General features: G+C 26.5%; 17 protein-coding genes and 1 riboswitch. Of the genes, 4 read left to right on the forward strand and 13 right to left on the reverse strand.

All coding sequences use genetic code 11. From position 1 onward, the window contains the following. Window positions 1-3: 3 nt before the first annotated feature. On the reverse strand, window positions 4-678 hold the full coding sequence (locus BN6774_RS11200) for a response regulator transcription factor (RefSeq protein WP_066893647.1): 675 nt from the start codon (window positions 676-678) through the stop codon (window positions 4-6). Between the two features lie 8 nt (window positions 679-686). After that, complete coding sequence (locus BN6774_RS11205) at window positions 687-1,886, reverse strand: hypothetical protein (protein ID WP_066893648.1); 1,200 nt, start codon at window positions 1,884-1,886, stop codon at window positions 687-689. Between the two features lie 192 nt (window positions 1,887-2,078). Here BN6774_RS11205 and BN6774_RS11210 point away from each other — a divergent pair, with 192 nt between their 5' ends. Then, a complete protein-coding gene (locus tag BN6774_RS11210) occupies window positions 2,079-3,428 on the forward strand; it encodes an MATE family efflux transporter (RefSeq protein WP_066893650.1) in 1,350 nt (449 codons plus the stop codon). 48 nt (window positions 3,429-3,476) lie between these two features. Here BN6774_RS11210 and BN6774_RS11215 read toward each other — a convergent pair whose 3' ends face one another. Next, window positions 3,477-3,923 carry a GNAT family N-acetyltransferase gene (locus BN6774_RS11215; RefSeq protein ID WP_066893651.1) on the reverse strand — a complete coding sequence of 149 codons (447 nt, stop codon included), beginning with the start codon at window positions 3,921-3,923 and terminating at the stop codon, window positions 3,477-3,479. A gap of 86 nt (window positions 3,924-4,009) precedes the next feature. Next, entirely contained in the window at window positions 4,010-4,414 is a 405-nt protein-coding gene (locus BN6774_RS11220) for a PTS sugar transporter subunit IIA (protein WP_066893653.1), read from the reverse strand. 125 nt (window positions 4,415-4,539) lie between these two features. Here BN6774_RS11220 and BN6774_RS11225 point away from each other — a divergent pair, with 125 nt between their 5' ends. Both BN6774_RS11225 and thiT read left to right on the forward strand, forming a co-directional pair. Further along, the gene (locus BN6774_RS11225) at window positions 4,540-5,109 is read left to right on the forward strand and encodes a protein kinase family protein (RefSeq protein ID WP_066893655.1); all 570 of its coding nucleotides are present in this window, start codon (window positions 4,540-4,542) and stop codon (window positions 5,107-5,109) included. A gap of 55 nt (window positions 5,110-5,164) precedes the next feature. Further along, window positions 5,165-5,266, forward strand: a riboswitch (TPP riboswitch). 59 nt (window positions 5,267-5,325) lie between these two features. Continuing rightward, window positions 5,326-5,970 (forward strand): energy-coupled thiamine transporter ThiT, encoded by a 645-nt coding sequence (gene thiT / locus BN6774_RS11230; protein WP_066893657.1) that lies wholly within the window; start codon window positions 5,326-5,328, stop codon window positions 5,968-5,970. A 46-nt stretch (window positions 5,971-6,016) separates the two neighbouring features. On the opposite strand, the gene BN6774_RS11235 is transcribed toward thiT, so the two are convergent. From BN6774_RS11235 to pulA, 3 genes are all read right to left on the reverse strand, one after another. After that, window positions 6,017-7,240, reverse strand: coding sequence for an amidohydrolase family protein (locus BN6774_RS11235; RefSeq protein WP_066893659.1), 1,224 nt, complete (start codon window positions 7,238-7,240; stop codon window positions 6,017-6,019). Between the two features lie 42 nt (window positions 7,241-7,282). Further along, entirely contained in the window at window positions 7,283-8,644 is a 1,362-nt protein-coding gene (locus BN6774_RS11240; protein WP_066893661.1) for a citrate transporter, read from the reverse strand. A gap of 218 nt (window positions 8,645-8,862) precedes the next feature. After that, window positions 8,863-11,715, reverse strand: coding sequence for a type I pullulanase (gene pulA / locus BN6774_RS11245; protein ID WP_066893663.1), 2,853 nt, complete (start codon window positions 11,713-11,715; stop codon window positions 8,863-8,865). Window positions 11,716-11,931: 216 nt separating this feature from the next. Here pulA and BN6774_RS11250 point away from each other — a divergent pair, with 216 nt between their 5' ends. Further along, entirely contained in the window at window positions 11,932-14,292 is a 2,361-nt protein-coding gene (locus BN6774_RS11250; RefSeq protein ID WP_066893665.1) for a glycoside hydrolase family 10-like protein, read from the forward strand. A 59-nt stretch (window positions 14,293-14,351) separates the two neighbouring features. Here BN6774_RS11250 and BN6774_RS11255 read toward each other — a convergent pair whose 3' ends face one another. The 6 genes from BN6774_RS11255 to BN6774_RS11280 form a co-directional block, all read right to left on the reverse strand. Next, complete coding sequence (locus BN6774_RS11255) at window positions 14,352-15,365, reverse strand: sensor histidine kinase (protein WP_066893667.1); 1,014 nt, start codon at window positions 15,363-15,365, stop codon at window positions 14,352-14,354. Beyond that, the gene (locus BN6774_RS11260; protein ID WP_066893669.1) at window positions 15,362-16,033 is read right to left on the reverse strand and encodes a response regulator transcription factor; all 672 of its coding nucleotides are present in this window, start codon (window positions 16,031-16,033) and stop codon (window positions 15,362-15,364) included. The genes BN6774_RS11255 and BN6774_RS11260 overlap by 4 nt, the downstream gene beginning before the upstream one ends. A 107-nt stretch (window positions 16,034-16,140) precedes the next feature. Next, a complete protein-coding gene (locus BN6774_RS11265) occupies window positions 16,141-18,138 on the reverse strand; it encodes an FtsX-like permease family protein (RefSeq protein ID WP_066893671.1) in 1,998 nt (665 codons plus the stop codon). Further along, window positions 18,128-18,895 (reverse strand): ABC transporter ATP-binding protein, encoded by a 768-nt coding sequence (locus BN6774_RS11270; protein ID WP_066893673.1) that lies wholly within the window; start codon window positions 18,893-18,895, stop codon window positions 18,128-18,130. The genes BN6774_RS11265 and BN6774_RS11270 overlap by 11 nt, the downstream gene beginning before the upstream one ends. Window positions 18,896-19,047: 152 nt before the next feature. Continuing rightward, entirely contained in the window at window positions 19,048-20,055 is a 1,008-nt protein-coding gene (locus BN6774_RS11275) for a lysylphosphatidylglycerol synthase domain-containing protein (RefSeq protein ID WP_066893675.1), read from the reverse strand. Window positions 20,056-20,412: 357 nt separating this feature from the next. Further along, complete coding sequence (locus BN6774_RS11280; RefSeq protein WP_066893677.1) at window positions 20,413-23,031, reverse strand: immunoglobulin-like domain-containing protein; 2,619 nt, start codon at window positions 23,029-23,031, stop codon at window positions 20,413-20,415. Between the last annotated feature and the right edge of the window lie 45 nt (window positions 23,032-23,076).

The raw sequence follows: 23,076 nt of genomic DNA on the forward strand, positions 1-23,076 counted from the left end.
TTATCACCTCATTATATATCCTATGCCAAAGACCGTTTCTATTATAGAGTTATCCTTATTTTCATTAAGCTTTTCTCTAAGCCTTCTAATATGAACATCTACTGTTCTTGTATCACCTTCATAATCATATCCCCATATTTTTTCTAGTAAATCCTCTCTTGAAAAAACTATTCCCTTATTTTCATAAAGGAAATTTAATAAATCAAACTCTTTTCTTCTTAGTAATATTTCCTTTCCTTCTTTTATTACTTGTCTATTATTAGGATATATTTTCACTGATTGATTTTCTTGTTCTTCAATAGCTTTATTTATGTTTTTTTCCCCTCTTCTAAAAATAACTTTTATCCTTACTAATACTTCTTTTATTTCAAATGGTTTCACTATATAATCATCTGCTCCAAGCTCTAAGCCTAATATTTTATCTATAATTTCTCCTCTAGCAGTTAGCATTATAATATATGCTTTCTTAGATATCTCTTTGCAAATGTCTAATCCATTTATATCAGGAAGCATTAAGTCTAGTAATACTAAATCTGGTTTAAATTCATTAAATCTTTCTAATGCATCTTTTCCATTAAATGAACTTCTTACATCATACCCTTCTTTTCTAAGGGCAAAGGTTATTGCATCATTTATTGAATATTCATCTTCAACAACTAGTATCTTCTTCTTTTCCATAAAATAAATTATTCCCTTTCTTCTATTTCTAAAATGAAGTATTTTATTTCTTCATTTACTATTGGTTTATCAGGATTTTTTGAATTTTCTTCAGAAACCTTTATTCTAGCTATAAGTATATTATCTCCTTTTTCATTTGCAAATGAATACATATATTTATATTCATTATCTAATTTATAAATCAAATTAATATCCCCTGTTTCACTTACTTCAGCTAAATACCTATTGTCCTTATATAAAACTATATAAAAATTACTATTATTTACACTTTCTAATATTATCTTTTCCTTATCTAAAAATATAGTTTCATTAGATATAGTATTATATATAATATTATAGTAATCCATATATTGCTTAGATTGCTTATTTTCAACTCTAAGAATTAAAGAATTATTATTAAAATCAGGTTTGTAGTAACCGAATTTATTATATATTTTTTCATCACCAAGTTTAATTTCACTATGTTCTTTAAAAAATACATTATTTTCTTCTAATGTAACTTTACTTATTTTCCCTGCCTCATCTATAGCCATAATAGATTCCTGGCTATTATCATAATAAAAATAAATAAATATTTTATCTTTATTATTAAATCTATAGTAATTTTTATTTTGTATATCTATTATTATAATTTCTTGATTTTCTCCAATTTCATTATTTTCTTGAGATAAATATCTATAAATAAAATAATTATCATTTCCATCTAATTTATATCCTAAATTTATAAAATTTTTAAGATTAAATTCCATTGAGCTATATGTTTTTTCAAATTCATTAAGTTCAAATTTAACTTTATTTTTTACATCCATAAAATAAAATTTTCTATCACTTAATTTATTTGAGTCAATCATACATATTCCTTCTCCAGTTCCTCCACTAAAACTATTTATAAAATTTATCTCTTCATCAGTAAATTCTTCTTCTACGTCTTTAAATTTTCCATTCTTAAATGAATATGAAAAAATAGAAGATTTATTAAATTCATCACCAGATTTTTCCAATAACTTTCCATATATCTTATCATTATTATAAAATAATGGAGTAAAAAAATTGTTATCAGGAATATTTTCAATATTCCTTTCTGTAATAGTATATTTACTAGATTCATTGTTTTCTTTAGTATTTTCCTCTATAACCTTTGTAGTATCACAACTAATTAATGTTATAGTAACTAATATTCCTATAATTAATGAAAGAACTTTTTTCATTAAAAAACCTCCCTTTACCTTATTTAATTATATAATAAATGGAAGTTTTTAAATAGTTATAATAACTTATTACAAAGTTGTTAAATAATTTTCTAATTTTGAAATAACATTGATATGATTTTACTATAATGGTATCATTTATATTGCTAAAAAGTTATATTTTTTACAAAAGTTTAAAAGGGGGAATGAGACTTGACTAAAGATATGACAACGGGTAGTCCCGTAAAATTAATTTTAACTTTTTCGATTCCTTTGCTTATCGGAAATATATTTCAACAGTTTTACAGTATGGTAGATACCATAATAGTTGGTAGATATCTTGGTGTAGATGCATTAGCTGCTGTTGGTTCAACTGGTGCAATGGCCTTTTTAGTTAATGGATTTGTAATTGGCTTAACTAGTGGATTTGCTGTTTTAGTTTCTCAAAGATTTGGGGCAAACGATGATGAAGGCGTAAAAAAGTCTTTTGCTAGTTCTTTAGTACTATCTTCTGTTATGACTATAGTAGTAACTTCAATAAGTATGGCATCTGCTAAACCGTTACTAGAACTTATGAATACACCTGATAATATAATGACGGATTCATTATCTTACATTATTATTATTTATGCTGGAAATATTGCAATTATTTTTTATAACATGTTAGCTAGTATATTAAGAGCTCTTGGAGATAGTAAAACTCCATTATATTTCTTAATTATAGCTTCCATATTAAATGTTATTTTAGATATTGTATTTATAGTTAACTTTAACATGGGTGTAGCTGGTGCCGCCTATGCAACAATTATTTCTCAATCTATTTCTGCAATACTATGTGCTATATATATCGTTAAAAAATTTCCAATATTAAAACTAAATAAAAATCACTGGAAAATAAGAAAAACCTATGTTCAAAAGCAACTTAGAATAGGAGTTCCTATGGCACTACAATTTTCTATAACTGCTGCTGGTGCAATGGTTCTACAAGGTGCTCTTAATAATTTTGGTTCTAAAATTATAGCCTCTTATACAGCTGCTTCAAAGGTACAACAATTAGTTATGCAACCTGCAGTTACTTTTGGTGTTGCAATGGCAACTTACTCTGGACAAAACTTAGGTGCTGGAAGGATTGACCGTATAAAAGAAGGTGTTAAAAAATGCAGCATTATAAGTATATTAGTCAGTATAATTTCAACAATTATTGTAGTACTATTTGGTGGTACTTTTACTAAATTGTTTATGAGTGGAAATGATTTAGATGTTATATACTATGCTAGACACTACTTAAATACAGTTTCTATATTTTATATACCTCTAGGGCTTATTTTCATATATAGGAATACTTTACAAGGTGTTGGTGAAAGCTTTGTTCCAATGATGGCTGGATTTGCTGAAATGATTGCTAGAACTGTTGTTGCTTTTACTTTACCTTTAGTTTTAGATTTTACTGGAATAGCTTTAGCTGATCCAGCTGCTTGGTTGGCTGCTATAATTCCACTTATGATAACTTATTACAAAAGAATAAACATTATTATGAAGGAAAAACAAATATCTATTCAGTAGGCTTAAAGGGTGTTGCAAAATTTATTTTATCTTGCAACACCCTAAAAATTATATAAAATTATTTATCATTTCTATATGAGGTATATCATCTTCCAAATATTCTTTAGAACACTCTTTAAATCCTAAGCTTTTATAAAAATCCTTAATATATACTTGGGCAGAAATCTTAATTTTCGCTTCCCCATAAGTACATTTAATAAAATTCAAAGCCTCTTCCATAGCTTTTCTACCTAAATTATTTCTTCTATATTCTTTATCTACTGCTACTCTCCCTATAGATATTTCATCATAGGAAACTCCTTTATCCAATATTCTAAGAGTAGCAATTACTTTGTTTTTGTCCATACAAAATAGATGGTATGCATCTAAATCTTTTCCATCACAATCTTGGTATATGCACTCCTGCTCTACTACAAAAACACTACTTCGTAATTTTAAAATTTTATATAATTCTTCAGCTGTTAAATCTTTAAACTTTTTTATTTTCCAAATCATACTCTCACCGTTTATTTTTTTATTTAAATTATATCATAAATTAAACATTAATTTTATTATACTTTAAAAGTTTAATGCTTATATATTTATTGAATTCCATCAACTAATGTATTATTAAATATACCTTTTAAATGATTTACCAATTCACTTGCCGTACTAAAGTCTTTATATTTTATAAGAGCTTCTATAACTATAGGCAAATTAATACCACACAATACATTATATCTTTCTTGGTTATCTAAAATACTCATCATTATTCTGTTAAAAGGTGTTCCACCGAATAAATCACATAATATTATTACATAGTTATATTCTGATAGCCTAAGTAAAGCATTATATATTTTTTTATCTAATTCATTAATACTATTAGAATAATGGAAGTCTACTAATTCTAAATTTTCATTTTCTATTTTTAAAATATCAAGAGCGCTCTTAACTCCAGATGCAAAACTGCCATGCCCTAACAATAAAAAACCAATATTATTATTCATTTATAATCATCCTTATCTAAATACTAATATACATACTTTATATATTTATATTAATTTTTTACTTTAATATCATAATAAATTTATTCGCATATAATAAATAAAAGTAATATTTATAGGTGTGTGTAATGAATTACCTTATAGAGGCTAAGGATTTTAAATTACTAGGATCAGGTGCCGAAGGATCAGTATATTTAACTCCTGAAGGATATGCATTTAAAGTCTTTAAAAATATAAAAAACGCTAAGAGCGAAGATGACATACTTAAACAAACTTCTGATAGCCCCTTCTTTCCAAATTCTATAGTAAGGGTAGGTAACATATTAATAAGGGAATATGTTGGTGGCATAAACCTTAAAGAATATATTTCTAAACATGGGCTTCCCTATAATTTATCTAAAGAAATAGTAGACTTAATTGAAGATTTAAAAAGACTTAAGTTTAAAAGACTTAATATTAGAAATGCACATATTTTTGTAAATTCCAAAGGAAAAATTAAAGTTATTGATCCAAGAAAACCATATAGTAAAATAACACCTTATCCCAAGGATATAGTAAAAATATTAGTTAAGTACCATTTATTTGATAAATTTTTAAAAGATTTATTACAATATAAACCTGAGCTGTTACCTTACTGGACTGCATCCTATGACTATCTTGCAAATCCTAGAAAGAAACGCATATATAGATATGGTTAAAATAATTATTATTGACTTTTATATCCATTTTATGTACAATTTATATAACATAATATTTAAGTGCTAGGGGTGCCTTATGGCTGAGAAATGATTTATCATTAACCCTCTTTACCTGATCTGGATAATACCAGCGTAGGAAAGTCACAAAGAATATATTAGTGATAATTTAACTAGTTACTAATGTACCTCCTAGCATATTTATAGGAGGTATTTTTTATGTTTAATTTTATCAACACAATAAAGGAAGGATTTAGTGAAATAATAAAAAGCCCTTTATCTTTAGCAACTCTTATAGGAGTTGTTATCCTAATTTTAGCTCTTATTAAATTTAAGAAATTAAAATTAGATACTAAGGTTATGGCTAGAATAGGAATAGCTTTAGCTTTAGCTACAATATTACATCTTGTTAAACTAGTTGATTTACCTAATGGTGCTGGGAGTATAAACTTAGGTAGTATGGTTCCCATTTTAATAATAGCCTTTATGTATGGTCCTGAAATTGGTATGCTTACAGGATTTTTGTTTGGAATCATATACTTGATTATAAGTCCTTATATATTACATCCAATACAAGTATTATTTGATTACCCTCTTCCATTCATGGCAGTTGGACTAGCTGGCTTCTTTAAAAACAAAAAATTACTAGGAGCAACCTTTGGTATGTTCATAAGATTTATATTTCACTTTATATCTGGAGTATTATTTTTTGGTGAGTTTGCTCCAGAAGGATGGTCTCCAGTACTTTATTCATTTGTAGTTAATGGTTCTGTAGTAGGAGGTAACTTATTAGTTATCTTAGTTATATTAGCTTTATTACCAATTTTAAGAATTTTAAATAAAAATTCTTCATTTGTACAATAATTTTATTAGATACATTAAAATAAAAGCAGGGTAAACCCTGCTTTTATTAAAAATTAAATTTAATTGTTTTTTCTGTTTCCACAGTAACTTTTCCATTTTTTATTACAAATAGCCTATCAGGTATGTCTATAATGGCATCATTTAAAGCTTTTGTATCTAAAAGCACTAAATCAGCATTTTTTCCTACTCCAATTCCATAATCCTTTAACCCAAGAGCTTTAGCAGGATTAGTTGTAATCATTGGTAGTACAGTTGGTAAATCATCTGCTCCACCTAAATGTGATACAGGAATTGCAAGCATAGCTATTTGTATTAAATCTCCATTTCCGTATGGTGTAAATGCGTTTCTTATATTGTTTGTTGCTAAACACATATTTACTCCACCATCTCTTAATGCTCTTACTGGAGTAACTGCACGTCTAACATTATATTCATCATTTCTTGCTCCAAGATGAAGGTCTGTAGCTGGTAAACTCATAACGCTAATTTGTGCTTCATTCATAAGCTCTATAATAGGTTCTAGTTTTTCCTTTGGTAATGCTGCTAAGCTAGTAAGATGTCCAACAGAAACTCTTCCTTGGTAACCTTCTTCTATAGTTTTTTTACATACATATTCAATACTTATTCCATCTGCATCATCTTTAAAATCTTGATGGAAGTCTATAGGCTTGTCATATTTTTTCGCTATTTCAAATACTAAATCAATATGCTCCTTAGTTGGATGATCATTATATGGAATTCCACCTACAACATCTGCACCCATCTCCATAGCTTGATACATCATTTCCTCAGTACCTTCTGCTTTAAAAATTCCTTCTTGAGGGAAAGCTACAACTTGAATATCAATAATATCTTTAAATTCCTTTTTTAATTTCATTACAGTTTCAAAACCTGTAAATCCTTGTGATGGATCAAATTCAGAATGAGTTCTAATATGAGTAGTACCATTTTTTACAAGCATCATTAAAGCTTTTTTAGCTCTTTCTTCAACATCTTCTTTTGTAAATGTTGGTTTTAACTTTCCTGTTACTTCAATAGCTTCTTTTAGTGTACCACTTTTATTTGGAAGCCTATCAGCTATTAAAGCTTTATCTAAATGTATATGGCTTTCAACTAACCCTGGGATTAAAACTCTACCATCAGCATTTATTAATCTTAAGGCTTCTCCTTCTATGTTATCTTCTATCTTAATAATTTTTCCATCCTTTATAGCTATGTCTTTTAAATTTTCATCATTACTTATTCTAGCCTTCTTTATAAGAATATCCATGTTTATTCCCCTCTCTATTTTTAAATTTTGTATTTTATAATTTTAGAATATAAAAGCAAGTCCTAATAATATAACTACACAACCTAATACCCATTTTGAATTTCCTTTAACAACATCTATTATAGGAATTTTAAATCCTGATGATAATGCTTGCATTGTTATATTAACAAAACTCATTTGGCTACCAAGGCCAACTCCCATTGCAACAAATCCTAATGCAACTGGTGAGAATCCAAGAGATGTTACAACTGGTAAAACTAATGTTAAAACTGAACCAACATATGCTCCTGCTGGAACCCCTATTAAGAACCCTGCTAATACTGCTGTTGGAACAACTAAAGCTGCTGGTGCTGATTTAGCTACACTAACTATTGTTACAAATGCACCTGTTTGGTTAATAATATTTATAAATGCTAAGAATATTCCAACGCTAAATAATCTAACTAATATATAGTTTGATCCATCAACCATAGCATTTACAGATTGATTTAATGTCATCTTAGTGCAAACAAATATTAATGCAACTGTAATTACTGTATATACTAAAGGTGTAACTAAAGAGAATCCTATTAATTTGTTTACAAGAGGTCCTATAATAACTGCTGATAATAAGAATATAGCTGGTATTGTATTAATTAATAATTCTTTATTGCTCATATTCTTAAATTCTTCATTTTCTTCTTCTTTAAATAAAACTTTTCTCTTTTTAGTACCATATATAGCTATTATAACTGATATAGCTACAAATACTAACCAGAAAACTCTCATTTGAGCTACATAATCTGCTACTGGTACATTACTTAATTTTGATACTATTCCAGTTTCTAATGATGCTGGAGAAGTAGTAAATGACACTGCTGCTGCTATTGACATACCAGCTACTAATTCTGGTATAGCTCCTACTGCTGCAAATGCTAAAGGTGCTATAACCATTGCGCTACCACCGCCAATACCTGACATATAAGTAGCTGCTGCTTGTAATATTACGATAAATGCCGCTAAGTATTCAACTTTTCCTTTAATAGCACGTTTTACAAGTGTTAATGAAGATGTATAACTACCTGCTGCAAAAACTGCCATTGCTAAAGCTGAATTAATAATAGGAACAGTGATAGTTAACATTGATGGAATTGATTGCAATAAGAAATCATTAGCTTGAGCTAATCCGATTCCTCCAATTATCATAGCTAATACTCCACCAATAAATCCTGCTACTAGCATGTCTACTCTTTTAACTAATAGAACTATTATAACAATAAGAGGTACTATTGTTAAAAGAGCCTTAAACCCTTGTGGTGTTTGTACATCTTGCATTGTATCCGCTGCAAACACCGTAGTATTAAATAGTAAGGTAGTAAAAATGATTCCTAAAAAAAGTATTAATTTGTTTTGCTTGATTTTCATAAAAATCCCCCTATTTTTGAATTTTTACATAAACACCAACTATTACACTGTCTTTTGTATATGTTTACATAAATACTGCGTATTAATAATAAATATTAATTACTTTAATATTAATATATCATTCTATTTTTTCATTTTCATTGCCATAGGATACTAAATAAATACTCTTTTTCTATACTCTAGGGATAAAAAAAGCTAAGAGGTAATTTTTTATCCTCTTAGCTATATGAATACATAATTAAAATAGAAAAAGATCTTATCTCTGGAATTTCATTATATTTTATAGTTTTTATTCCATTAGAATTAATTAAATCATTAACTGCTAATAGACACCATTTTTCACTCTTAGGTTTTTCTATATATTGGTTAACATTATAATTATCTATTGATGTTGCATTAAATAATACAATTAACTCTTTATCATCTAAGTCCTTATAATGCCATTTTATTACTCCTACCCTTTCATCACCATTTAAAAAGCTTATATTTATCTTACTTACATCTTCCCTTTTATTAAATCTAAATTCATTGAATTTCTTTCTAATTTCAATTAAATTTTTTACGTAATTAAATACTTTTAAGTATTTAACCTTATCACTCCAATAAAAAGCATTAATGTTATCTGGACTTTTATAGCTATTATGATCACCATTTTTAGTCCTTAATAACTCAGCTCCACCTTGTATAAATGGTATTCCTTGAGAAAATATAATTATAGAAAGTGCCAATATATTTCTTCTTACTAAATGGTTATCAAAAATATTATCTTCTGTAATTTTTCTGTAATCTTCTTCTTTTATATTATAATTTAAACTTTTTTCAATATGATCCCACAAAGTGTAATTATCATGAGCATCTACATAATTTATACTTTCTCCTGGCTCCTCAGTTAAAGTATTTATTGAGCCCTTCAAGCCCTCTATTATGCTCCATGCTGTAGGACCATCATGTTGATTCCCATTTACAAAACCCATTGAAGGAGTATTATCTCCTCTTATATAATCCCTAAATTTATCATTGAATATAGAAAAACCCTTGCCCTTTTGACTTCCTCTATAAGTTCCATTTATTACTGCAGATTCTCCACCTCTCCAAGGCTCCCCATATACAATGATATTTTCATTAAAGCTTTCTGTAATCTTTACTATTTCCTTCATAGTATCTAAATCTATTAATTCCATAAGATCAAATCTAAATCCATCTATATTGTAGTTAGATATCCAATGCTTTATAGAATCTATAATAAACTTTCTAACCATAGGTCTCTCTGTTGCAATTTCATTTCCACAACCTGAACCATTAGTAAATCGACCTCTATAATTACTTCTAAAGTAATATCCTGGAACTATATTATCAAAATTTCTAGTTTCATACATATGATTATAAACTACATCCATAACTACTCTTATATTATTTTTATGGAGAGTTTTAATCATTTTTCTAAGTTCTACAATTCTTGCAATAGGGCAGTATGGATCACTAGAATAACTGCCTTCAGGGGCGTTATAATTTTTAGGATCATATCCCCAGTTTCTATTTCCTTTTTTATTAGATTTCCTCTCATCAACTGAACCAAAATCAAATATAGGAAGTATGTGAATATGTGTTATACCAAGTTCTTTTAAATGATCTATTCCAGTTTTTACACTTATATTATTTGATTTATCATAATATTTTGTTCCTTCTTTAGATAATCCTAAATACTTTCCTCTATATTTCTTTTCAATCCCACTTTCTTCACATATGGTAAAATCTCTTAAGTGCAATTCATATATTATACTGTCTTCTTTTTTCAACAACTTTGGTCTTTCATCTAAAAACCACCCATCAGACATAGTTTTATTACTATTTATATCTACTAAGTATCCTTTTTCTCCATTTATTCCTACTGAAACACTATATGGATCCACAGCATAATTTATTTTTACATACTCACTACCATTTCTGTCTATATCTTTAAAAGAAATTCTATATAAATAAAACTTATTTTCATTTATTTTTCTATCTATTTCTATACTGAATGTTCCATAAATTTCATTGTATTTCATTTTATAATATATTTTTTCTTTTTTATCATACCAATTTTCATAAATACATAAATCCACATTAAAAGCTGTAGGTGCCCATAATCTTAATTTTATATAATTTTCACTATAGGTTACCCCCATATCATTACCTTGGTAATTGAATTTATCTAAAAATTTTCTTAATGTTACCTTACAAGGCAAAAATGTATTGCTTGCTCTTACTTCAATTAAATCATTTGCTAGAATATTTAAGTTTAAATCTAAAAATTCTACTTTTTTTGAAGCCTTATCAATATAATAATTAATTCCATCTTTTTTAACTCCATTTATATAAATATAAAATTCAGTCATATCTAATGGAATTCTTGATAAAAAAGCTACTATACTATTTTCTATATCCATTATTGCTACTTCAATTCTTGGCTTTATATAATCAATTACCTCTTCTATATTAGTTATAAGCTTATTTTCTCCATAAACTATATAACAATTTTTAATTTTTTTAGGTATCTCAAAGGTTATGCTTTGTTCTGACCAATCATTCCCCCAATTTTCTCCCCATGCTCTTCTTCGTGCTATGACATTTTCTTCTTTAATGAAAGCACATTTACCAAAATCACTGTCTTCTTCTAAAGGCACATCATAGGATACTCCAGCATTAGAGAATACCCAAAAATCCCACTTATATCCACTTCCAAAATAATCCCCATCATTTTTTATAAAATGTATTAAGGTTTCTTTCCTTTCCTCTAATACGATTGTAAATTTCCTGTAGGATTTCTCCCCTGTGTCTATATCTTCACAAGCTACACTTAAAACTCTAATATCCTTTAGTGAATTACTAATTACTATTATATTATTTTTTAATTTAATTTCTTCTCCTATATAATCAATACTCCATTTGACTTTCTTTATTTCTTCAATTCCATAAACTGATTCTTTTAATGCAATTAACTCTATTTCTTCTCCTAAATAGAATACATTACAAGATGCTTTTATTTTTAATACCCCTTCTTTATTTGGACTTGTAATATTCATAACCATTTTCCAACTCCAATACTGTTCTATTATATTTTATGCTTACATTTAAATTATTGCCCCAGAGTTATATTATTATCTTTATAACTTAAGTATGAAAACATATTTCATATTTTTAAAATACATATTGAAATTATAATTCTTTTAAGTTACAATAAAGTTAATATGTAAACATTTACCATGAGTTTAATATTTTTATTATTATTTAGGAGGGATTTGTTAATGAAGAAAAAAGCATTAACTCTATTTTTACTTGCTAGTATTACAAGTCAAACTATTACTTTACAAAAGACTTTTGCTGAGGTAAATGAATCACCACTTTTTAACTTTAAATCTTACAACTTTAATACTATGGAGTCTATATATGATGAAAGTACTCCTGTATATTTAAATGGGAATAAAACTGAACAAGTTACAATTCCAAATGAGTATATTAACAAGAAAGAAGACTTTAGAACAGCTTGGCTATCAACAGTAGCAAATATAGATATTAAAGATGTCACTAGTAATCCTAATTTGTCACCAGAAGAATCATTTAAACAACAACTAACATCAATATTAGATAAGTTTGAAGAACTTAATCTTAATGCTGTAACATTCCAAGTTAGCCCTATGTTAGATGCTTGGTATCCATCTGAAATTGCACCTTGGTCGCAATATCTTCATAATGGAGGAAATAGTTACACATATCAAGGTAAAGACCCAGGATTTAATGGTTTTGATCCACTAGAATGGTTAATATCTGAAACTCATAAAAGAGGAATGGAATTTCATGCTTGGTTTAATCCTTATAGAGTTACTAATGCTGTAGACACAAGACCTGTTGATGTGAAACTAAATGAACTAGCTGATAATAACTTTGCACGAAATAATCCTGATTTAGTTTACGAATTTCAAAACAAATTATTTTTAGATCCAGGTGAACCAAAGGTAATTGAATATGCAGTAGCTAGAGTAACAGAAGTTGCAACAAAGTATAATGTCGATGCTATTCACTTTGACGATTATTTTTATCCATATAAATATAATTCTAATGGAGAAGATATATTTTTCTATAAACAAAATTTAGATAAAGAAACTTTTGAAAAATATGCTGATGGATATGGAGAATATAATTATTCAAATGCAGCTAAATGGAGAGAAGACAACGTAACTAAGCTAGTAAGTGAAGTAAGTAAGTCTGTTACTAACATTAATAATAAATATAATAAATCAGTACAATTTGGAATATCGCCTTTTGGTATTTGGGGGCACTCAGCAGAATATGCTGAAGGTTCAGTAACTCCAACAGGATCAACATCTAGTCTTAGAGATCAATTTGCTAACACTAGAAAGTGGGTTAAGGAAGGTTTAGTTGATTATTTAACACCTCAAGTTTATTGGGCATTTAATACAGCTGCTGCCCCTTACGGAGAGTTAGTAAAATGGTGGGATAATCAATTTGAAGGGGTTAGTACTTCACATTTATATATAGGTCATCCAAATTATAAGTACACTGATGCTTCATGGGATAATAATTTTAAAAATCCTTACGAAATTGCAAATCAACTTAAATATAATCAAAAATTTGTAAACGTTAAAGGTAGTGCATTTTTCTCATTTGATAAATTGTTAGATAAGAATGTACAAGCTCCTGGAGATAAGTATGATATATTAAATCATTCAAATACCATATTAAAAAATGACTATTTGAATTTACCTGCTAACACTCCTGGTAAACCATGGCTAGATAAGCTTGAAACTATTCCTGTTTCAAACCCTAAATATGAAATTAATGCAGATAATATTAAGTTAAGTTGGAATGATTTAAATTCAGACAGTAAGTTTTACTGCGTATATAGACAAGAAGGAATTTTACAAGAAGTAGACATTACAAATCCTAGAAATTTAATAGCTCGTTTTGGAGTAGAATTAGGCACAGAGTATATTGACGAAAATATAGATACTAATAAAACTTATACTTATGCAGTTACAGTAATTGATAATGCTTCAGTGGAAAATACAGCTAGGTTATTTAACAAAGAAATTTTAGATACTGAAGATAAAGCAATTAAGATTATTGAAACAATTGAAAACTTACCAAGCTTAGATAATTTAACTTTAGAGGATGAAAAACTAGTAGCTGAAGCAAGAAAATTAGTTGATGAATTTAATAATAATAACTTAATAACTAATTTAGATAAACTTATATCTCTTGAAAATAAAATTTCTACTCTAAAGGAAGAAAGAAATAAACAAGAAGAGCAAAAGAAAAAAGAAACTGCTGCTATAGAAGCTATAAATAAAATTCCAGATATCAATAAAATCACTTTAAATGATGAAGCTAATATATTAGATGCTAGAAAATTAGTTGAAATTGCTAATAATGATTCTGCTATTACAAATTTAGATAAGTTAATTAAAGCAGAGTTAAGGTTAAAAGAATTAAAAGAAAATCATAATAATGAAGAGAAAAATAATGTTAAAGAAAATAATGAAAACAATAAATTACCTATTACTGGTGGTAGAAATTCCTCACTTCTTTTAAGCTTTGCTTCTATGCTTACAATTGGAGGCATATCATTAATAAAGAAAAATAAATAAATCTAATTTTAAGGTTGTGGTCTTTCAATATAGAAAGACCACTTAACTTTATTTAATTATTAATTAAATAAAGTTAATTTCCCTACTGGGAATATTATTTCTACTCTCGTTCCTAACTTTACCTTTGATTTTATATTTATTCCAAGCCCTAATTTTTCACATAAGCTTTTACATAAGTATAATCCCATTCCTGTGGATTTACCATATATTCTACCATTTTCACCTGTAAACCCCTTATCAAAAACTCTGTCTATATCTCTTTCATTAATTCCTACTCCATTATCCTCTATTATTAAAGAATTACTGTTATCATTTCTATTTATATATATTTTTATTTTACCAATACCTTTTGGAGAATACTTTATAGAATTTCCTATAACTTGATTAACAATAAAAGTAACCCACTTAATATCACTAAAAATCATCACATTTTCTTCTTTAAAGTCTAAAGTTATTTTTTTATTTATAAAATCTCTAGAATTATTTCTAATTGCAAGTTTAATTGCATCGGCTAAATTGAATTCTTTTATTATATAATCCTTACTTACATCTTCACTTTTTGAATAGTATAATACTTGCTCTATGAAACCTTCTATTTTTTTCAACTCATAAGATATCTTAGAAACTATTTCTCCTTCACTATTTTCTAATATCAACTTACTTGAAGCTATGGGAGTTTTTATTTCGTGTACCCAAGTTTCAATGTATTCTCTATATTCTTCCTGCTTTTCTCTATAATACTTTACATTTTCATTCATATTTTTATTTGTATCTTTCAATACATCAAAGACTATTTTCCCCTCTAAAAACTCTGGCTCTTCAATTACTTCAGGTAATAAATACTTTTTATCTAGCTTATCTAACATTAATATCATATTTTTATAAAAAGAATTTTTTCTAAAGTAATCAAAAAATATATTTGCAAGAAGAGATCCTATCCATGTTATAAAAATTAATATTATTAGCCACTTATTAATATTTGCTACAAATAATGTTATTGCAACTAGTATAAACAAAAAAATATTTATTATAATTATTGTTTTTTTATCTTTTATATATTCAATTATACTCATGGCATTATGTAACCTAATCCTCTTCTAGTTTCAATAATATTACTAAGACCAATTTCTTCTATCTTTTTCCTAAGCCTTGTAACATTAACTGATAAGGTATTATCATCCAAAAATAAATCTGATTGCCAAAGCGCATCCATTAATGCATCTCTCGATACAATCTTACCTTTATTTTTAATTAAATATGCAAGTATTTTAAGTTCATTTTTAGTAAGTTCTATTGTATTTGAATTATAAGAAATACTACCATTTGCAAGATTTAAATTTAAATCACCATAGCTTATAACATCTTCATTAATGCTTTTTCCATAAGTTCTTTTTAATACCCCAGCTACCCTAGCAAGCAATATCTCTGTATTATATGGCTTAGTTATAAAATCATCTGCCCCCAAGTTCATGCTCATAAGTTCATCAACCTGGCTATCCCTACTTGTTACTACTATTATTGGTATATCTGATTTTTTCCTTACTTCTCTACAAATATAATATCCATCGTAAAGAGGAAGGTTTATATCTAATAATATTAAATTAGCATTACTATTATCTATATATTCAATTATATTTTCAAAAGTATCAGGAGCAATAACTTCATAACCATATTTCTCTAAATAAGTCTTTAACTCTATTCTTATAGATTCAGAATCTTCTACAATAATAATCTTATACATAATTTCACCTCTACTTTAGTATTCTATAAATATTATATTACAAATAACAGTATTTATCATAATAAAGCTTGAATATACTAAATTAGCTGCCTAAAAGGCAGCTAATTTTATTTTACTATATTTTTATATCCTGTATAAGTTGCATAAAAATATCCAGAATATATGGCAACTAATGTAAATAAAGTTACAAAGGATGATAGCCCTATACTTGGTTTATTGAATAGTGTTATAAAGTCATTTACAACTAAAATACCTATTGTAGAGTGTATTATAGCTAAAATAAGTGGAATCATAAAATAAATTAATGTCTGATTAAAAATAGTTTTATTTATCATTTTTTTAGATGCACCAATTTTTTTAAGTGAATTGTATCTTTCTTTACTGTCTGCCGCTTCTGATAATTGTTGTAGAGATAATATTGCAGCACTTGAGATTAAAAATACTATTCCTAAATATATTGCAATAAATAATATAACTGTTGTCATACTCTTATTTGAAGCATAAATTTGATCTCTTGTATATCCTATAACAAAATCAGTATCCTCATTTCTTGTATAATTCCCTTCCCTAAAACTTAAAAATAATTTAGAATATTTCTCTTCATATTTTTTATCAGGGTAATTAACATTTAATATAGATCTATATGGATTTAAATTTCCTTTAAAACTATCTGGAACTATTACTGTAAATACATTTCCCGATAATATATCAGTGTAAAAACTTTCAGTTATCAATTCCTTGTTTGATATTTTATAATTTTTATCACTAAGCTTAATGCTATCTGATTCTTTAATAAAATTTCCTATTATTTTAATTTTATTTTCATAAGTAGAAGCTATTAAAACTTCATCATCTTTTAAACTTACTTCTTTTTCGCCTTTTAGTTTTAAGATTTTATTATAATCATCTACTTTTATAACATCTAAATAATTATCTCCGAATCCTTTTAAATCCTCTGATTTTTTTATATAATCTTTAAACACATCTTCTAATTTTTCATTTGTAGTATATTCTGTATAAACCATATATTTTTCATCTTCACTAAAATGAAAATCTAATTTTTCTAAGTTTTCTTCTATGTTTTTTGTATTATTTCTTTCATCTATATACATGATAGCTGATACAGAAAATGGAGTTGTATCCTTTAAACTACTTTCAAGGGCATTTTTAAAGCTTAAGCCTGTTGAAAGAGTAGTTATAGTTAAAAATAACATTAAGGAAATTACTGTCATAGATATAAAATTAGTATTTATTTTACTACTTATTTGTCTTAGAACAAATATATTTAACTCCTTAAAATATATTTTTTTATTCTTTTTTATTATATTTATTATAATTCCACCTAAACTAATAAAAAATAACAAACTTCCTATTACCCCAAAAATAAGAGATGATTTAAATTTAGTATCTTCTGGGCTCAATCCAGCTTTTATTACTAAATAATATGCCACAGATATAAGAATAACAGATAGTATAAAAATTATAATGTTAACTATAGAGTTTTTAATCTTCATACTTTCACTTTTTCTAGCTGCTGTTAACATATCTATTAACTTATACTTTGAAACTACTAAAGTATTGAAAATCATAACTAATAAAAACATTATTCCAAAATAAATACTACTTTTCACAATAGCTTCATATGAAATAACAAATTTATACTCGGACATCTCTATATCGAAAAGCTTAGCTGTAAATACTGATAGTCCTTGAGAAAAAATAATCCCTAATATTATTCCTGCTATTAATGAAACAATTCCAATTATCAAAGTTTCACTTAACAATATTCTAGAAATTTTATTTTTCCCCATACCTAAAGTCATATAAATTCCAAGTTCTTTTTTTCTTTTTTTAATTAGAAAATTATTTGCATAAATTATTAAACTTCCTAAAATAAATGAAACAAATATGGATACCATCCCTATAATTTTACTTAAATCACTTATAATATCTGATTCAGAGCTATTTATCTCAAATAGAACCTTTTGAGATTCTATAGAATTAAAACTATAAAAAATACAAACTGCAAAGGTTAAAGTTAAAAAGTAAATTGAATAATCTTTTATGCTTTTTTTTACATTGTTTATTGCTAATTTAGAATACATCTCCTGCATCACCTCCTAAAAGAGTAACTACTTCTATAATTCTATTAAAGAATTCTTTTCTAGAATCTCTACCCCTTATAAGTTCATTAAATATTTTCCCATCTTTTATAAACAAAATTCTATGGGCATAGCTTGCAGTAAAAGCATCATGAGTAACCATTAAGATTGTTGCTTCTAAATCTTTATTTAAGGCCTCAAATGAATCTAATAGTAACCTTGATGATTTGGAATCTAATGCACCTGTTGGCTCATCTGCTAGTATAAGGGATGGATTTGTAACAATTGCTCTTGCTGATGCTACTCTTTGTTTTTGTCCTCCAGACATTTGATATGGATATTTATTTAATACTTCTATAATTCCAAGACTTCTAGCAACATCCTTTATTAAAGCATCAATCTTACTATGATTACTTCCTTGAATTGTTAAAGCTAATGCTATATTTTCATATGCAGTTAAAGTATCTAAAAGATTGAAATCTTGAAATATAAATCCAAGTTCATCTCTTCTAAATTTTTCTAATTGTTTTGACTTTAACTTTGTAATATCTTTTCCATTTATTATTATATTTCCTGTTGTTACCGTATCTATAGTAGAAATACAATTAAGAAGTGTTGTTTTACCACTACCAGATGGTCCCATTATTCCAACAAACTCACCTTTTTCAACTTTAAAACTTATATTATCTATTGCCTTAGTTATATTTTCTTTATTTCCATAATATTTTTCTATTTTTTCTACGTTTAAAACATTTTTCATAATATCCTCCAATTAATTATTAAATATTTTTCTTACAATTATAGTTTATACTAAGATTATTTTTTTACATATTTATATTACTTTCATTAATCTTTCATTTTTGTAAGGTTACTATGAAATAAAAAAATCCCTTTTTATAAGGGATTTTAGCTTTAAATTTCTTTACTTTCATATCTTTTATTAGGTTTATCATCTTTAAGTTTATATTTTATTCTTTTTAATCCTAACTTTATTATCTGAAAATAGTTTTTATTTATTTTCTTTTTTGTCTCATATAGAAATAAAAATATCCCAACTGTAAGAGGAATTATATAGTAGCTTATACGATATAACACTAAGGCTAATAAAGCTTCTTCTTTATTTATACCTAAAGAACTTACCCCTAAAATAAAAGAAATATCAAAACCACCAATACCTCCTGGCATCATACTAATAATGCCTATAGCAGATGCTATTACATATATAGGAAATATTTTTGATATTGGTAAAGACGCTCCTAATAACTTTAGAATACAAAACAATAACAAAGCCATTGCTATCCACTCTATAGTTGAAAGTATCATTATTTTAAGAGTATTAATAGCACAATTTCTTTTTTCTTTACTCCTACACCTATTCAAATTATGTATAATTAAAAATGGTGCATATAATGATGCTAATAATATTCCAAGCCTCACTACATCTATATGATGTAACCTTCTTATATTGGATATAGAATAAATAAAACAAATTACAGAAAAACCAGTAAAATTCAATAATACTACCTTAGATACTTCTTTTACTAAAGCTGTTTTATCCTTAATGTATGGAGAGTAAAAATAACTCTTGAGAGCTATGGCTGCTGTTCCTCCAAAACCAACAATACTTGAAATAGAGCTTGCTATCCAAGAAGATTTATATAAATCTTTATTATTTAAAGAAATCTTGCAAGTATCTTTTATTACAAAATCATATAAGGATAATGGTAAATAAGATATTAATCCTAAAACTGCAATAAAACTTAAACTTATAAAAGAAAGCTTGTCCTTATATGTATAAAATGTATGTATATCAAAATCGGAAAAAATTTTTTTAAATTGCAAAAGTATAACTATAAAAATACTAATTATTAGTATGATTTTTAGCCTTGCCTTTGTCTTATCCTCTACCTTCATCAACATATAGATTCTCCCTAAACATTTTCTTACCAAAAAATAATTCTAATCCTTTTAAGTATAGCTTAATAAATCTATAAATACAAAGCAATTTTACTTTATTATTATATTATAAGTCAAATTTTTTCTCATCGTATCCAGCAAAAACTACTAATGCTATAATCACTATTACTTCTTTTATTTTATTCAATATAATCATCTCCTGTTATATTAACTTTATGAGATTATTATACTAAGCTTTATAAATATAATGAATCTATTTCTATTACAATAACATTTCAAATTTGTAAGCTTTATACCTACTTAAATTTTTATAATATTAAATAAGCTATATCAAGTATAATTGATATAGCTTATTTTTCATTACTTTTTCCTTTTATATATTACTCCACCTATAGCAACTGCTAATAAGCCTAATACCCCCAAAATACTTTCTTGTCCTGTAGCAGGTAACTTGCTATTAGTGTTTTTATTTGGCTTTTCTGTATTTTCACTTTCAGCTTGGTTATTGTCTTCTCCTGGTATTTCTGTACCTTCATTTCCACCTTGGTTATTATCTTCTCCTGGTGTTTCTTCTATAGTTAATATTTCTTCTAGTTTACTTATCATTTCAGACTTATTATCTAAATTATTTGCTATTTTTAACTCTATATATCCTTCAGAGCTTTTTGATGCAAATAAACTCATAACTTTAGAAGCTATAGAATTATTGCTAACCCTAATTTTATATACTGTATAGTCTCCATCTTCATATTTACTTTCTAATATTGGATTTAAATCTTTAAATTTTAATATAAATCCTTCAAATTCTTCTAAAGATACATTTTGAACTTCCATTTCTACAGGTGAGTCAAATTCTCCAGTTCCAACTACTGGTATAACTACATTAGTATCAATTATATTTACTATAAAGTCTTTCACATTATCTTCATAATTAGATATTTCTATAGTTATACTATCTGATTTATTACCACCATCTTTTGTTTTAGCAGTTATAGTAACTTTTCCTTCAGACTTTGCAATTACTTTTGCATTGTTTCCGATAATTTCTATACTTGCTATACTTTCATCACTTGTTGACCATTCAATATCTTTTATATCTGCTTTTTCATCTACTTTAGCTGTTAAAACTTTACTACTTCCAATGTATAAAGAATCTATTTTATTATTTATTGTTATACTATCTGCCAATATAATGTCATTTTTAACATATATAGTTATTGTTTTAGTAGTTTTTCCTCCTAAACTATCTACTACACTATATTTAACTTTATATTCGCCTTCTTTACTTGTATCGACATTGTTTTCTAAAACTTCTATTTTGGTTATATTTCCATCTTCTTTATCACTTGCACTTACTCCTGATAATGGATTAAATTCACTACCTACTTTTATAATCTTATCTTCAGCATTTATTTTAGGAGGATCATTTACTATTACATTTATTGTCTTTATTGTGCTTGCTCCAACACTATCTGTTACGCTATATGTAACTTTATATTTTCCAGCTATGTTTTCATTAACCTCATTTATAACAATATTTATAGTATTTATTTCTCCATCTTCAGCATCAGTTGCACTTACTCCATTTAAAGGCTCAAACTTTTCTCCTAACTGAATTACTCTATCAGTTGCATTAATTACTGGTGCAGTATTAATTGATTCAGGTTTTGGATTTACAATAACTATACTTTGAGCTCTAGTTGTTTTATTTCCACTATCTGTTGCACTATAATTAACCTTATAAACACCAGCTATATTAGTATTTACATTACTTTCAACAACTAGTTTTATATCTTTATCTTCATCTTCAACAGTAATTCCTTCTCTTGGATCAAATTTATCGCCAACTTTTAAAATATGTTCTTCTTTAACCCCTTTAATAATTGGTGCCTTATTTGCTTTTACTGTTAACTGAATAGTTTTTTCTGTTTTTCTTCCAAGGTTATCAATAGCTGTGTAAGTTATGTTATATACTGTATTTTCTATTGGATCTAAGTTAAGCTCCTTATCTGATTTAACAGTAACACTTACAGGATTTCCAATAGCATCTACAGCTTTTATTCCATCCATTAAATTAAATACTTCACCCGCATTGATTGTAATATCTTTAAGATCTTCATCATTTCTAGTTATTATAGGATCTTGTTCAATTTGATTAACCTTAACTTGCATATTTAAAGTTTCAGATTTTGCTCCAAAATTATCTATTGCAGTTACATATATATCATATATTCCTGCTGTACTTGAAGTAAACTCCTCTATAACCTTTTCCTCTACATTTTTTACTTCAATTGTTATTTCATCATTATCTATATCATTAAATTCTATATAGTTACTTAAGTTTTCTTTTGTTAATGAGAATTTTTCAGCAACCTTTACTTCTATATAGTTTTCATTTTTCTTTGTTATTGTAGGTGCTGTATTTATAGACAATTCTTTATTAGCAACTTCTACAGCTTTTACATATTCTTTATTTGTTTTACTTATATATTTATATTCTGAGTTTTCTTTAGCTGTAACACTATAATTTCTTGTTTCATTATCATCAGATTTTTCTATATCTAATTCAAAAACTTCTATTTCATTTCCTTTTTTAGGTATAGAATCTTGAGAAGTTATTAAAACATCTATTGTATTTGTATCTTTATTATACGAATAATCTGTAATTATACTATCTGATTTTTTAGTATTTACTAAATCCTTTATTACTGGATTTCCTTCATTTTCCTTTAATACTACTCCATCTAACTTTAAACTAAATTGTAAAGCTTTAGGAATATCTTCTATATTATCTAATGATACTTTTATTGTATCTTGGTCTATATTCTTTATATCCAATATAAATTTATTTTCATTATTTTCAGATGCAACTGTTTTTATAATTTCAGGTGTAGCATATACTATAGCTGCTGCTGATGTTACTGCTATGGTAGATGCTAAAGCAATCTTTAAAGATGGCTTTATTTTTTTCTTTTTCATACTTCTTCTCCTTTCTTTTTATATAGGTGCTATCTCAAAAGAGAT

The sequence above is a fragment of the Clostridium nigeriense genome (genome assembly GCF_900086595.1).
GTDB lineage: Bacteria > Bacillota > Clostridia > Clostridiales > Clostridiaceae > Clostridium > Clostridium nigeriense.